The organism is Cobetia sp. SIMBA_158, from assembly GCF_046566945.1.
Taxonomy (GTDB): domain Bacteria; phylum Pseudomonadota; class Gammaproteobacteria; order Pseudomonadales; family Halomonadaceae; genus Cobetia; species Cobetia amphilecti.
Genome location: NZ_JAWJYL010000010.1, coordinates 15,285 through 27,534 on the forward strand (window position 1 = coordinate 15,285; position 12,250 = coordinate 27,534).

10 protein-coding genes and 1 tRNA gene are annotated in these 12,250 nt (G+C 56.3%); 6 read left to right on the forward strand and 5 right to left on the reverse strand.

The window, feature by feature from the left end; genetic code table 11:
- Window positions 1–13 precede the first annotated feature (13 nt).
- The 5 genes from R2R70_RS14330 (at window position 14) to R2R70_RS14350 (ending at window position 7,185) form a co-directional block, all read left to right on the forward strand.
- The gene (locus R2R70_RS14330; protein WP_410978345.1) at window positions 14–1,837 is read left to right on the forward strand and encodes a DUF262 domain-containing protein; all 1,824 of its coding nucleotides are present in this window, start codon (window positions 14–16) and stop codon (window positions 1,835–1,837) included.
- A 3-nt stretch (window positions 1,838–1,840) separates the two neighbouring features.
- Window positions 1,841–2,146 carry a hypothetical protein gene (locus R2R70_RS14335; protein ID WP_410978346.1) on the forward strand — a complete coding sequence of 102 codons (306 nt, stop codon included), beginning with the start codon at window positions 1,841–1,843 and terminating at the stop codon, window positions 2,144–2,146.
- Between the two features lie 106 nt (window positions 2,147–2,252).
- The gene (locus tag R2R70_RS14340; protein ID WP_410978347.1) at window positions 2,253–2,867 is read left to right on the forward strand and encodes a Fic/DOC family protein; all 615 of its coding nucleotides are present in this window, start codon (window positions 2,253–2,255) and stop codon (window positions 2,865–2,867) included.
- A 254-nt stretch (window positions 2,868–3,121) separates the two neighbouring features.
- Window positions 3,122–6,487 (forward strand): type I restriction endonuclease subunit R, encoded by a 3,366-nt coding sequence (locus R2R70_RS14345; RefSeq protein WP_410978348.1) that lies wholly within the window; start codon window positions 3,122–3,124, stop codon window positions 6,485–6,487.
- The gene (locus R2R70_RS14350; protein WP_410978349.1) at window positions 6,484–7,185 is read left to right on the forward strand and encodes a M48 family metallopeptidase; all 702 of its coding nucleotides are present in this window, start codon (window positions 6,484–6,486) and stop codon (window positions 7,183–7,185) included. Before R2R70_RS14345 ends, R2R70_RS14350 begins: the two co-directional genes overlap by 4 nt.
- A 658-nt stretch (window positions 7,186–7,843) precedes the next feature.
- On the opposite strand, the gene R2R70_RS14355 is transcribed toward R2R70_RS14350, so the two are convergent.
- The 5 genes from R2R70_RS14355 to R2R70_RS14375 form a co-directional block, all read right to left on the reverse strand.
- Entirely contained in the window at window positions 7,844–8,191 is a 348-nt protein-coding gene (locus R2R70_RS14355) for a helix-turn-helix domain-containing protein (RefSeq protein WP_410978350.1), read from the reverse strand.
- A complete protein-coding gene (locus R2R70_RS14360) occupies window positions 8,077–8,316 on the reverse strand; it encodes a helix-turn-helix transcriptional regulator (protein ID WP_410978394.1) in 240 nt (79 codons plus the stop codon). Before R2R70_RS14360 ends, R2R70_RS14355 begins: the two co-directional genes overlap by 115 nt.
- A 112-nt stretch (window positions 8,317–8,428) precedes the next feature.
- Window positions 8,429–9,181, reverse strand: coding sequence for a hypothetical protein (locus R2R70_RS14365; protein WP_410978351.1), 753 nt, complete (start codon window positions 9,179–9,181; stop codon window positions 8,429–8,431).
- Between the two features lie 116 nt (window positions 9,182–9,297).
- Window positions 9,298–10,572, reverse strand: coding sequence for a tyrosine-type recombinase/integrase (locus R2R70_RS14370; protein WP_410978352.1), 1,275 nt, complete (start codon window positions 10,570–10,572; stop codon window positions 9,298–9,300).
- Window positions 10,573–10,671: 99 nt separating this feature from the next.
- Window positions 10,672–10,757, reverse strand: a tRNA-Leu gene (locus tag R2R70_RS14375).
- Between the two features lie 407 nt (window positions 10,758–11,164).
- Here R2R70_RS14375 and queA point away from each other — a divergent pair.
- On the forward strand, window positions 11,165–12,196 hold the full coding sequence (queA, locus tag R2R70_RS14380) for a tRNA preQ1(34) S-adenosylmethionine ribosyltransferase-isomerase QueA (protein WP_107336757.1): 1,032 nt from the start codon (window positions 11,165–11,167) through the stop codon (window positions 12,194–12,196).
- Window positions 12,197–12,250 lie beyond the last annotated feature (54 nt).

The following is a 12,250-nucleotide window of genomic DNA, read 5'->3' on the forward strand; positions in this document are numbered from 1 at the left end:
ACAGGGAAAGGTCATGACCACATTTCGCAGCGATAGCACTTCACTACCCGATTTTTTAAAGTACATCACCACCGGCAAGATCCAGCTGCCTGACTTCCAACGTGGCTGGGTATGGGACGATGATCACGTCAAAAGCCTGCTGGTAAGTATCGCCCGATCCTTCCCGGTCGGCGCGGTGATGCTGATGGAGACAGGAGGCGAGGTGCGCTTCCAGACCCGCCCGGTGGAGGGCATCGACCCGAACACCGTGACCAAGGACCCGGACCACCTGATTCTCGACGGCCAGCAGCGCCTCACCAGCCTGACTCAGGCGGTGGGCCTGGATGCCCCGGTCGATACCCGCACCGCCCAGGGCAAGAAGATTCGCCGCCACTATTACTTCAATATCTGCAAGGCACTGGAAGGCGATGAGCGTCTGGAAGATGCCATTGAGGCAGTAGATGAGAACCGCCAGACCACCAAGAACTTCGGTCGTGACGTAAAGCTGGACCTTTCTACTCGCCAGCTTGAGTGTGAGCAGCTCTACTTCCCTTGCGACAAGATTCTCGACCCATCTGATTGGTTGCAAGATCTCTTCCGCTACAACCAGCAAGCAATGGGCGAATTCCTGGAGTTTCAGAAGAAAATACTCGGCGCGTTCTCTGCCTATCAGTTACCTGTCATCGAACTGAAGAAAGAGACCTCCAAGGAGGCGGTCTGCCTTGTATTCGAGAAGGTCAACACAGGCGGCGTGCAGCTCTCGGTATTCGAATTGATCACCGCCAGCTATGCCGCCGAGGGCTACAACCTGCGCGATGATTGGTATGGCTCCGACATCCGTAAGGTGCCTTCACGCAAGGCTCGCTTCAAGGAGCACGAGTTGCTGGCGGGCGTGGAGAGCACCGACCTCCTGCTTGCCATCACGCTGCTACACACACTCGCTCGCAAGCGGGAGGATATCGCTGCCGGCAAGACGGGCAAGCAGGTGCGCCCGGTCAGTGCAAAGCGCACCTCTGTGCTGGACCTACCCCTTGAGGCCTACCAGCAATGGGCAGATGGCGTAGAGCAAGGGTTTGTCAGGGCTTCCTACTTCCTCAAAGGGGAGTGCTTCTACCGGCGCCGAGAACTGCCCTATGCTACCCAACTGGTACCGCTGGCGGCCGTCATGACGCTGCTGGGGGATCGCTGGCACGAGCCTCGGATAAAAAACAAGCTCTCACGCTGGTTCTGGAGCGGTGTGCTGGGCGAGCTCTATGGCGGCGCCGTCGAGACCCGTATCGCCCTGGATCTGGAAGAACTGATGGAATGGTTCGACAACGACGACGCCATTCCGCGTACCGTGGTCGATGCCTCCTTTGACCCCTCACGCCTTAAGACCCTTCGTAGCAGACTCAGTGCTGCCTACAAGGGCATCAATGTGCTGGTGCTGCGTGCCGGTGCCAGGGACTTCTTCTGGAAGAGTGATATCCAACAACTGGATGAACAAGATGTGGCGCTGGATATCCACCACATCTTCCCGCGCGCCTGGTGTGAGACACAGGGCATCCCCGCCAAGGTCTACGATGCCATCATCAACAAGACGCCTATCTCCGCCCATACCAACCGTATGATCGGCGGCAGAGCCCCGTCGGAGTATCTGGCCCGCCTGCAGGACCACAAGCAGGTCCAGCTCGGTGATGAAGCGATGGATGCCATCCTTGAAGGCCACCGTATCCCGACACAAGCTTTACGCGCGGATGACTTTGGCGCCTTCTACCAACAGCGCAAGCAGAACCTGCTCGAGATCATCGAGAAGGCAATGGGCAAGAAAGCGCTGGCGGGCAGTGATGAAGGTAGCGACGAGGGAGGTGACGACTGAATCATGGCCATTGACCTCTCGCGTAGCCTGAATCCACAAAAGGGGCTGATCGACAAGCGAACAAAGCGAGAGGTCTCAGTAGCACCAGTAGGTGTGTTAGCACGTATGCTGGTAGCACTTGATTGGTTGATCACGAAGGAAGCCGTCACACCCAGTGTAGAAGCTATCAAGGAAGGGTTCAGGCACTGGTCCCATGATTTGGCCGGGCAGCGCAAGATGAACCTGTTCTCGGACCGCCTGATCGCCGTGACGCTGGAGAGGCTGATATCAGGCCCAAGGCTCCACATCGTCTTGGGCGCGGAGTCATGACAGGCCACACCTGGAAAGGCTGGAAGGGTCAGGAAGCCTTTACTGAGCTCTGTCGGCCTCAGGTTGGAGACAGACACAGAAGGCTGGACCTGGGGGAGGAACTTATATGAGCAAGTATCGTGCTACTGGATCACAAGGCAGTGCCGAGCCCGGTTCAGGTGGCAAGGTCATGCGTAATAAGCTCGATCTCACCGATCAAGAGAGTCTTGATGAAGCCGAGACTGAACAGCTACTGAAACTATACGAAGTAGTGTTCGCGTCTTTGTCAGAGAACCAGCCACTCAACACTGCGCTACTAAAACACTGGCATCATCGCTGGCTTGGGAATATCTATGACTGGGCGGGCGAAGAGCGTCAGGTCAATCTGGAAAAAAACGGCTTTCCCTTCGCCGCAGCAGGACAGCTGCCCAAGCTATTGAGTAAGCTGGATCGGGAATGGCTGAGTAAACTGACACCCTGCAACGAAATGAATCGAGAGGAAGCGATACACGCCATCGCTCAAATTCATGTCGAGCTGATCTTGATACATCCATTCAGAGAGGGGAATGGCCGTATCGCTCGATTATTGTCAGATGCCATGGCCTATCAAGCGGGGCTGGGACTGTTGAATTACGATGACTGGAATCAGAACAAGGAGGCCTATATCCAGGCCATCCATGCCGGTGTCGATTGTGACTATGAACCAATGGTTGAGCGAGTCAGGCAAGCGGTAGAGACTTGAAACGGGACTTGCCAGAACGCAACTTCATCTCGATAGCTTGACTAGGCTTGCCTGTTTCTACGGCTGTAGATGTGGAAACGGCCTTCAGCAATGCGCTACTGCTCACTCTACGGCGTTTCTTGAGTACTGTAGAAGTCGTCATGTGAACCCTCCATTGAGTTACGAGTCATTTTACGCCTTCTCGCGATAATCTGCACCCAAGCTGCTCCGCTACGAACATTTTCTCACCACCCACCTGATTCTGGAGCCAAGGAATGGCAGGCCCTGAGTACACAGACGTAGAAAAGCCCTTCATTGATCAACTGGTAGGCCAAGGCTGGGAATATCTGGAGGGCTCAGTCAGCGACCCTGCCGTGACGAGCCGCGACAACTTTTCCCAGGTAGTGATGGAGCCGTTGCTGAAGGTTCAACTCGGCAAGATCAACCTGCATGATGGCAAGCGTTGGCTGGATGAGACACGCCTGAACCAGGCAGTCTCTGCCATCACCCGAATCCCCTCCAGCAAGCTGCTGGAAGCCAACAAACAGGCTACCCAGCTATTGCTCGAAGGCCTGACGGTTGAGGGGGTGGAAGGCTGGGATGGCGGTCGGGGTCAGGTTATTCGCTTCATCGACTGGGATGAACCTGCCAACAACACCTTCACGGTGGTCAATCAGTTCAAGGTGAAGAGCCCTCCCGGCCATGACTCGGGTAAAGGTCACGTGATCCCTGACCTTGTGCTGTTCGTTAATGGCATCCCGCTGGTGGTAGTGGAGTGCAAGAGTCGCACAGTGCCCGAAGGCATAAGCCACGCAGTGGACCAGCTGCGGCGCTATCATGACCAACGCATTCTGGATAACGACACCGAAGAACACGAAGGTGCCCCAGCCCTGTTCGCGACCAATCAGTTCCTGGTGGCCAGCAACTTCGATGATGCACGAGTCGGCTCCATCGGCGCTCGCTTCTCTCATTACCTGAGCTGGAAGACTGTCGCCCCGCTGCGTGAGGCAGATGTTGTCACTGACCTTGGGGTGACGCACCTATCGGCCCAGCAGCGTCTGATCGCCGGGATGCTCACTCCGGCCAATTTGTTGGATATCGTGCGTCACTACACGCTATTCATGAATGCTGGCGGGCAAGAGATAAAGCTGGTGTGTCGCTACCAGCAGTACCGTGGCATGACGCGCGCGTTCGAGCGGCTCAAGTATGGCAAGACACGCCGTGAAGACGGGGAGTCTGACCGCCGTGGTGGTATCGTCTGGCACACCCAGGGCAGCGGCAAGAGCCTCTCGATGGTGTTCTTGATGCGCAAGATTCGCACCGACCCTGCCCTGCGTCGCTTCAAGGTGGTAGTCATTACCGATCGCAAGGACCTGCAAGAGCAGCTGTCGGCAACGGCAGAGCTCACTGGGGAGACGGTCACCAAGGCAAGCAAGACATCACAACTCAAGAAGCTATTGGCACGCGAAGGCCCTGGCCTGGTCTTCGGCACCATACAGAAATACCGGGACCCCGATAGCGATGATGAACCTACGCAAGGCGCCTACGCCCAAGTCGCGCAAGATCAGCCTGATGACCAACGTCTGGTTGCCGAACCAGCAGTTGTTAGCAGTGTCGGCAGTCCGCGCAAGCCAACCCTCAGTGCGCCCTTCGAGTTACTCAATACCAGTGAAGACATCCTGATCATGGTGGATGAAGCCCACCGCACCCAGGCGGGGGATCTTCACGCCAACATGATGCGCGCCCTGCCCAATGCGGCTCGTATCGGCTTCACTGGCACACCGATCATCATGGGTGACAAGAAACGCACCCATGACATTTTCGGTGAGTACATAGACCGCTACACCATCAAGGAAGCAGAAGAGGATGGCGCGACGGTCCCGATACTCTACGAGGGACGCACTGCCAAGGGTGCCATCAAGGAAGGGGCAAGCCTGGACGGCCTGTTCGAGGACCTCTTCCGCGATCACACCAAGGAAGAACTTGAGGCTATCAAGAAGAAGTACGCCACCAAGGGCCAGATTTTTGAAGCACCTCAATTAGTGCAGGAAAAGGCGCAGGACATCCTTCGCCATTACGTCACGAACATCCTGCCCAATGGATACAAGGCTCAGTTGGTGTCTTATAGCCGCCGGGCCGCCTTGCGCTACTTCGATGCTCTTGAACAGGCCAAGCAGGACCTCCTGAAAGAGGCTATGGCACTGTCATCGGAAGACAAGCAGCTCGACGACACCCAGCTTCTCACCCGGCCGCCCAAGGTCAAGGCCGCGATACAGGCGTGGCGCTATCGCAAGGTGCTGGAAGAACTGGAGTTCGCCGTGGTCTTCAGCAGCGGAAACAATGATGACGCTGCTTGGGCCAAGTGGAGTGACCGGGCTGCTGTGGAGAGCCACATCAAACGGTTCAAGAAGCCTCTGCCGCCAAATGATGCCACGCCTGCCGACCCTACCAAGCACGATCCACTGGCCTTCCTGATCGTCAAAAGTATGCTGCTGACTGGATTTGACGCCCCCATCGAAGGGGTGATGTACCTGGATCGCTCTCTACGTGAGGCCGAACTGCTGCAAGCCATCGCACGCGTCAATCGTACTGGTCATGGCAAGTCACACGGCATCGTGGTGGACTATTTTGGCGTTGCCAATCACCTCAAGGAAGCCTTGGCTGCTTATAGCGAGGAAGATATCGAGGGCGCTTTGCAAAGCCTCAAGGATGAAATCCCGTTGCTGCGTGATCGCCACCTGCGTGTTGTTGACGTGCTGCGTGCACAAGGGGTGGATGATCTGGATGACACCGAGGAAGCTGTGCAGGTACTGGGGGATGAGCGCGTTCGCGCTGAGTTCATGGTGAAGCTCAAGGAGTTCAATCGCGGCCTGGATGACGTACTACCCCGCCCTGAAGGCCTGGAATTCGTCAATGATGCCAAGCGTCTCGCCTATATTCATGCCATCGCCCGCAACCGCTACAAGGATACTCCTGAGCTCGGGAAGGATATCGGCAACAAGGTACGCAAGTTGATCGATGACTACGTGATATCTCTGGGCATCGACCCGCGTATCCCTCCTGTACAGCTGACTGACGCGAGCTTCGATGATCATATCGATCACCAGGCGAGTGACCGAGCCAAGGCGTCAGAGATGGAGCACGCGGTGCGCTCCCACGTCAGCAAACACCTCGAGGAAGATCCTGTAAAATACGGTCGCCTCAGTGAACGCCTTGAAGAGCTGCTCGGTCAGCTTGATGGACAGTGGGCAGACCAGGTGGAAGCCTTCAAGAGTCTGATCCAGCAACTGCGAAACGGCGCCAACCTTGATGGTGAGGCCATCCCCGATATGCCGGACCACGCCGAGCCCTTCTGGCGAGAACTGGTAGCCACCTGCGACCTGGACCCGACAAGCCTGAACTCCACCACGGCACAGAGGCTGCTCGAGACTACGGAAGAAGTCGTGGCCATCATTCAGCCCGAGATTGCTATTCCTGATTTCTGGAAGCCATCGCATATCCCGGACCAGGAACGCCTGAAGCAAGGTCTGTTCAGTTTGCTGATAATGGGCAGTTTGGTGCCGACCGATCAAGCGGAGGCTACCGCTGAGCGTCTCTTTGACTTGGCACGCAGCAACCATCACAAGCTGGTAAACGCATGACACGCTTGACCATAGAAGACCTTTCTTTTGAGGTGCGCGAAAGCTCTCGCCGGAAGACGCTGGCTATCACGGTGGAACGCGATGGCGAGCTCGTCATCGCAGCCCCTACCGGCACTGATACGGAATTGGTGCGTGAGTTTGTGGGAGAGAAGCGTCTCTGGATCTACCAGAAACTGTCACAGAAAGCAGAGAAGCGTCGCTGCCTGCCCCAGAAGGAATACGTCAACGGGGAAGGTTTTCTTTACCTGGGACGTAGCTACCGTCTTAAGCGGGTGCCGCCGGCCGCCTCAAGCGCGCCTCTGAAACTGGCCGCCGGACGCTTCCTGCTTCGTGAAGACGCGCTACCTGATGCACGTGAGCACTTCATCCACTGGTACACCAGCCGAGCACAGGACTGGCTGACCAGGAAGGTGGAGGAGCACGCACAACGAATGGGGGTATCGCCCGCAGGTGTGAAGGTTCAGGATCTCGGTTATCGCTGGGGGTCCTGCGGTAAGGGCAACCGTGTGTACTTCCATTGGAAGACCATACTGCTGCCACGCCATATCGCAGAGTATGTGGTCGTGCACGAGCTAGTTCATCTGTACGAACCACATCACACGCCTGCCTTCTGGCGCCGCCTGGAAAGAGCCATGCCGGACTATGAACAGCGCAAGAGCTGGCTCGCCCGGCATGGCATCGAGGTGGAAGGGATATAGGCCTCACGGCAAGGCGCGGGTCTATCTGTTCGGGTGGCCATCAAGCACTCATCAACCATCTTGAATGGCCACAGAACCTGCTACCGGCTGGTAACTTAGTAAGGTCTCCATTTTTTGAAGTCCAACATCTCTGAAAAATGCCCTGACCACTTCATTTTTTGGAGCCTTATCCAAGGCGAAACCACACAGTTCCGGACCACCACTTCAATTTTTGACGCTATCGACTCCAAAAACTGAAGGCGGTAATGCTCGAAATCATGCCTTCCACTTCCTCGGCGGTGTGGTGGTATCCGCTACATCAAGCTTGCCATCACAAGGGTCTATCGGCTGCCAAGTGATGGCATACAGGGCACAACGAGATGCTTCACGTCCCTTGAATGCCTCTCGAGACTTCAGCACCAGGTTACGCTCCTGCAGCTCCCGGAGTGCCTTGCAAAGTGTCCCGTGAGCCATACCTCCCCACGCCTTCATCGTCGTATGCGTAGCGGAAAGGTCGCCATTGTTCCTCCCGTTATACTGAGCCGCCAAAGCGATGAGAACTTTGTGCCCGGACGAAGTAAGCAAGCGAAAATCTTCATGCTCCATGACCACTTTTGGCAAAGCCAGGTAACCACCCGGCCAGCTGGAGATGGCCTTGTGCTTCCTCCTGGCCATCGCATTACCGCTCGCTCATCAGGTGATAGCGCTTGATCTTTTCACCTGGCTTGGAAGGATGGGGATGCTCTCTTGTCTGAATATCTATCCCTGAACGCCGCAGATCCCTGACTGATGCTGGTGGATGTGCAATGTTAAGCTCACTAACCAACTCGATATTGCTCATAGGCCGCCGACGTAGTGACGATAATACTTTGCCAGCCTGGCTGTGCGGATAGATATCACGAGACGACCCACTCATTGCGCCACCTCCTGCTGAGCTTCCCATTGCTGAATATCGGAAAACTTCCAGCGAGTGCAGCCAAAGCCGAACCGCGTAGGCTTCGGAAAGTCTCCAGGCACACGCGCCCATCGCCAGATGGTGGCAGGGTGAACGTCATAGCGGTTGGCAAGCTGCTTGACGGACAACCAGGTGGATACTTGCTGAACACCTACCTGGCTGGCCTGCATAGAGCGATTATGAGAGTACATCGTCATGTCGTATTGCCTTGCGTTGTGGATTCACAGGCAGCATGACGTGGCAGTGAGTCCACTAGTTCCAAATGGGATGACTTGAGTACCATTTGGGGTATGAGCTAGGCGACTGAACTCAAGCTTTCTCCGTTTCTCTGTCTTCACGAATCGAATTGATGTCTGAAATTATATTCGCCACTGTTTCATTCTTTAGATTAAGACCATGCTTGTTCATAATGAGTAGCAAGTCATTAGCTGCAGAATAAGGCTCCCGCGGGATGTCACCTTTCAAAGATTCCTGCGCGAGTGCTTCAATGACGGTCAGATATGATCTTCGACTTCTAGGATGCACATTCTCTTTAGTAGGAAGAGAGGAAAGCTTTTTATTCTCTTCTTTCAATTTATTTATTTCTTCTTTTTGAGCAAGCCACGCTTCTTTAGCCTTCTCAACTCTAGCTTCAGTAGCCTCAATTTTCGACTGTAAGGCCAGATAGTCATCAATGTTAATCGAATGATGGACTCCTCGCTCAATCTCATCGAATAAGAATTCTGGCTTTTGCCCAGGATAGTATTTCAGCATCCACTCTTTTAAGTCGTGATGACGCACCGTTCTACGATAGGGGGCCACGTGCTCACCACTAGTGACAGCTTTCCCATCACGCCCATAAGCGAGATCATCGTTATTGATGGCATCTTCGATTGCCAAGCAATTCACTCGCAAGCAAGGCCATTGAGGGAATAATTTAACATCAGGTATAGCTTCACCGCCTACCGCTTCTAATATCTCCACTTCATGGGCAACCAAACCACACCACCTTATCGCTATTTCGATGAGACGATAATATGGCTTTTGAAGACTATTACAGCTATAAGGATCATACCCTGCCATTATGCCCTCCTTGGCACCTTCTCCCCTAATCACTCACAAATCGACAACCCCACAACCAACGAAGCCATAAATATTTTACTAAGCTTTCGCTAGCGCTTTATCAAAAACATAACTGCTCAATTACGCACCAAAAAATCTGCCCACTGCTTCATGACCCCAGCGCGTTTAGTCAATAAATCACCGCGTCGGTAGGCAGCTTCTGTCTGGTTTCCGATAGCGTGGGCTAACACGGATTCAGCGACATCGTGTGCTGTGGCTGTCCTCTCCGACATCCAGTCGCGCAGTGTGGATCGGAAGCCGTGCGGTACCACTACCCGCCCGTCAGTGGGGTCCACGAAGCCCTGGCCGCCCTCCTTCAGACTTGTTTCGTGCATCCGCTTGATGAGATCGCCCATTGATCTGGCAGCCAACGCCTTGCCATTGCCACGTATGAAGACCAATCCCTCCTGTGCCGGGCTGAGTGTCTTGAGCACTGCCACAGCTGCAGTAGAAAGCGGTATACGATGCTCTCTACGCCGCTTCATTCTGCCCGCCGGTATGACCCAGAGGGCCTCAGCCAGATCTATCTCTTCCCATCTAGCCCCCAGCACGTCACCTGAACGACTCCCGGTAAGAATCAGCAAGGTCAGTGCCTTGGCAGTTACGTCTTCTCGCTGAGTCAGGCTCTGCCAAAATACAGGCGCCGTATCGATCGGCAACGCTGGGAGATGCTCCACCTTCTTTATCTTGGCCGGCGCTGGTAACACAGCATCGAGATTGCCTTTCCAGGCAGCAGGGTTGGGCCCAGTACGATGACCATGAGCCGTTGCCCAAGAAAGAACAGACTCTATGCGCTGACGCACCCTGGCGGCGGTAGTGGGCTTGGCTTGCCATATCGGCTCAAGACATTGGACGACGTGTGCCAGCTCGATATCTGCTACGGACATCGTGCCAAGTGAAGGGATAACATAACTCTCAAGCGAAGATTCCCACTGACGGGCGTGCTTGATGTTACTGGCCTCCGCCTGCTTGATCTGAATCACCGCCTTGGCAGCGCGGGCGAAGGTAAGGCGACGCCTCTCTTCTGCCTGACGGGCTTGCTTGGCCGCCTTGCGTTCAGTTATTGGATCTATACCCTCGGCCAGCTTGTCGCGAATGGACCGAGCTTTCTCGCGGGCTGCAGCCAGGGTAGTGCTGGGAAAAGAGCCCAAGCCAACATCACGATAGACCGCGAAGGAATTTCCGGCAGCAGAAACCCGCCTCTCCCCAGTGGGGAAGCGCAATATCCAAGAACGACCGCCATTATCAGTAACACGCAGAAACAGACCATCGACCCCGCCCACCGCGTGGCGACCAGGAGAAATAAGGCGTCTGACTTGAAGAGCTGAGAGCTCAGGAGCTTTTCTCGGCATGATCTAGTCCCAATACCCGTCCCAATATGGAGGTGTCATTGGATGCTAGTTGATGCAACGAGGTGCTACAAGAAGGGAGAGCTAAGTACTTGATTGGAATGGTGCCGGTGGTCGGACTCGAACCGACACGCCTATTAAGCGGCGGATTTTGAATCCGCTGCGTCTACCAATTCCGCCACACCGGCAACGGAGCGAAATTATACGGGACATTGCGCCAAGGTCAACGAGTTTTGGCGTCAGATCAGACACATGGAGCGCTTCCTCACACCCCACGCCGCAGTGGGCTGAGGCGTGTCGCCCGCAAACGGGTCTTCGCGTGGACGATGGCATTGGGTATCATGAGCGACCTTTTTCGTCTGCCCAGACAGCCAAGGCCTCGAGAGTGTCGCACCTGACTGCCCCACCCGCAGAAAGGGAGTCATGCGCTCGCGACGAGAGCGCCAGTGTCTCAGGGCGGCATCTCCCCATTGTGCATGTACGCATGCCACGGAGCGCACCACGCGCCTCGTGCTATCAGAGTGTCAGGTTGGCCATGTCACGTATCGATTCCGGTGATGCCTCGGGCGTTGCCACACCTTCCGACGCGCGCCCGATGCAGCGCAGCGATTACGATTTCAGCCTGCCGGATGAGCTGATTGCCCGCTACCCGTCAGAGCAGCGCAGCGATTGCCGTCTGCTGCATCTGGATGGCAAGAGCGGCGAGATCGTGCACCGCCGCTTCCCGGATCTGCTCGAGCAGCTGGAACCCGGCGATGTCGTGGTGTTCAACGACACTCGCGTGATCCCCGCGCGCCTGCATGGTCAGAAAGCCTCCGGCGGCAAGATCGAGATGCTGCTGGAGCGTCCGCTGGACGCCCATCGTGGCCTGGCGCACATCCGCTCCAGCAAGTCGCCCAAGCCGGGCACCGAGCTGATCTTCGAAGGCGGCATCACGGCCGTGGTCGAAGGCCGCCAGGAGGCGCTGTTCGAGCTGCGCTTCCACGGCGAGACGCCGATGATCGAGCTGCTCAACCAGCACGGCCACATGCCGCTGCCGCCTTATATCACTCGGGATGACGAGCTGTCGGATCGCGAGCGCTATCAGACGGTCTATGCCAAGCGCGATGGCGCCGTGGCCGCCCCGACGGCGGGCCTGCACTTCGATGAACCGATCATGGCCGCCATGGCCGAGAAAGGCATCGAGACCGCCTTCGTCACCCTGCATGTGGGCGCCGGCACCTTCCAGCCGGTGCGCGTCGACAGCATTCTCGAGCACCACATGCACAGCGAGTGGATCGAGGTCGGTCAGGAAGCCTGCGACAAGATCGCCCGTGCCCGCGCCGCCGGTCGCCGCGTGGTCGCCGTCGGCACCACCAGCGTGCGCTGCCTCGAGAGCGCCGCCAAGGCCCACGCTGGTGAGCTGGCCCCCTACTCCGGCGACACCGACATCTTCATCTACCCGGGCTACGAATGGCAGGTGGTGGATCTGTTGATCACCAACTTCCATCTGCCGGAATCGACCCTGCTGATGCTGGTCTCGGCCTTCGCCGGCTACGAGCACACCATGGCGGCCTATCAGGCGGCGGTGGAAGAGCGCTACCAGTTCTTCAGCTATGGCGATGCCATGCTGCTGGAACGCGCCTGAACCCCCTTTTCTGACATAGCCCCGGCATTCGCCGAGGGCCGTGTCATGCGCAGT

What these genes read in the sequence shown, in the direction of transcription:
- R2R70_RS14330 (WP_410978345.1), top strand. Translation starts at nt 14, where the DNA reads ATGACCACATTTCGCAGCGATAGCACTTCACTACCCGATTTTTTAAAG.
- R2R70_RS14335 (WP_410978346.1), top strand. Translation starts at nt 1,841, where the DNA reads ATGGCCATTGACCTCTCGCGTAGCCTGAATCCACAAAAGGGGCTGATC.
- R2R70_RS14340 (WP_410978347.1), top strand. Translation starts at nt 2,253, where the DNA reads ATGAGCAAGTATCGTGCTACTGGATCACAAGGCAGTGCCGAGCCCGGT.
- R2R70_RS14345 (WP_410978348.1), top strand. Translation starts at nt 3,122, where the DNA reads ATGGCAGGCCCTGAGTACACAGACGTAGAAAAGCCCTTCATTGATCAA.
- R2R70_RS14350 (WP_410978349.1), top strand. Translation starts at nt 6,484, where the DNA reads ATGACACGCTTGACCATAGAAGACCTTTCTTTTGAGGTGCGCGAAAGC.
- R2R70_RS14355 (WP_410978350.1), bottom strand. Translation starts at nt 8,191, where the DNA reads ATGGGCGCGTGTGCCTGGAGACTTTCCGAAGCCTACGCGGTTCGGCTT.
- R2R70_RS14360 (WP_410978394.1), bottom strand. Translation starts at nt 8,316, where the DNA reads ATGACGATGTACTCTCATAATCGCTCTATGCAGGCCAGCCAGGTAGGT.
- R2R70_RS14365 (WP_410978351.1), bottom strand. Translation starts at nt 9,181, where the DNA reads ATGGCAGGGTATGATCCTTATAGCTGTAATAGTCTTCAAAAGCCATAT.
- R2R70_RS14370 (WP_410978352.1), bottom strand. Translation starts at nt 10,572, where the DNA reads ATGCCGAGAAAAGCTCCTGAGCTCTCAGCTCTTCAAGTCAGACGCCTT.
- queA (WP_107336757.1), top strand. Translation starts at nt 11,165, where the DNA reads ATGCAGCGCAGCGATTACGATTTCAGCCTGCCGGATGAGCTGATTGCC.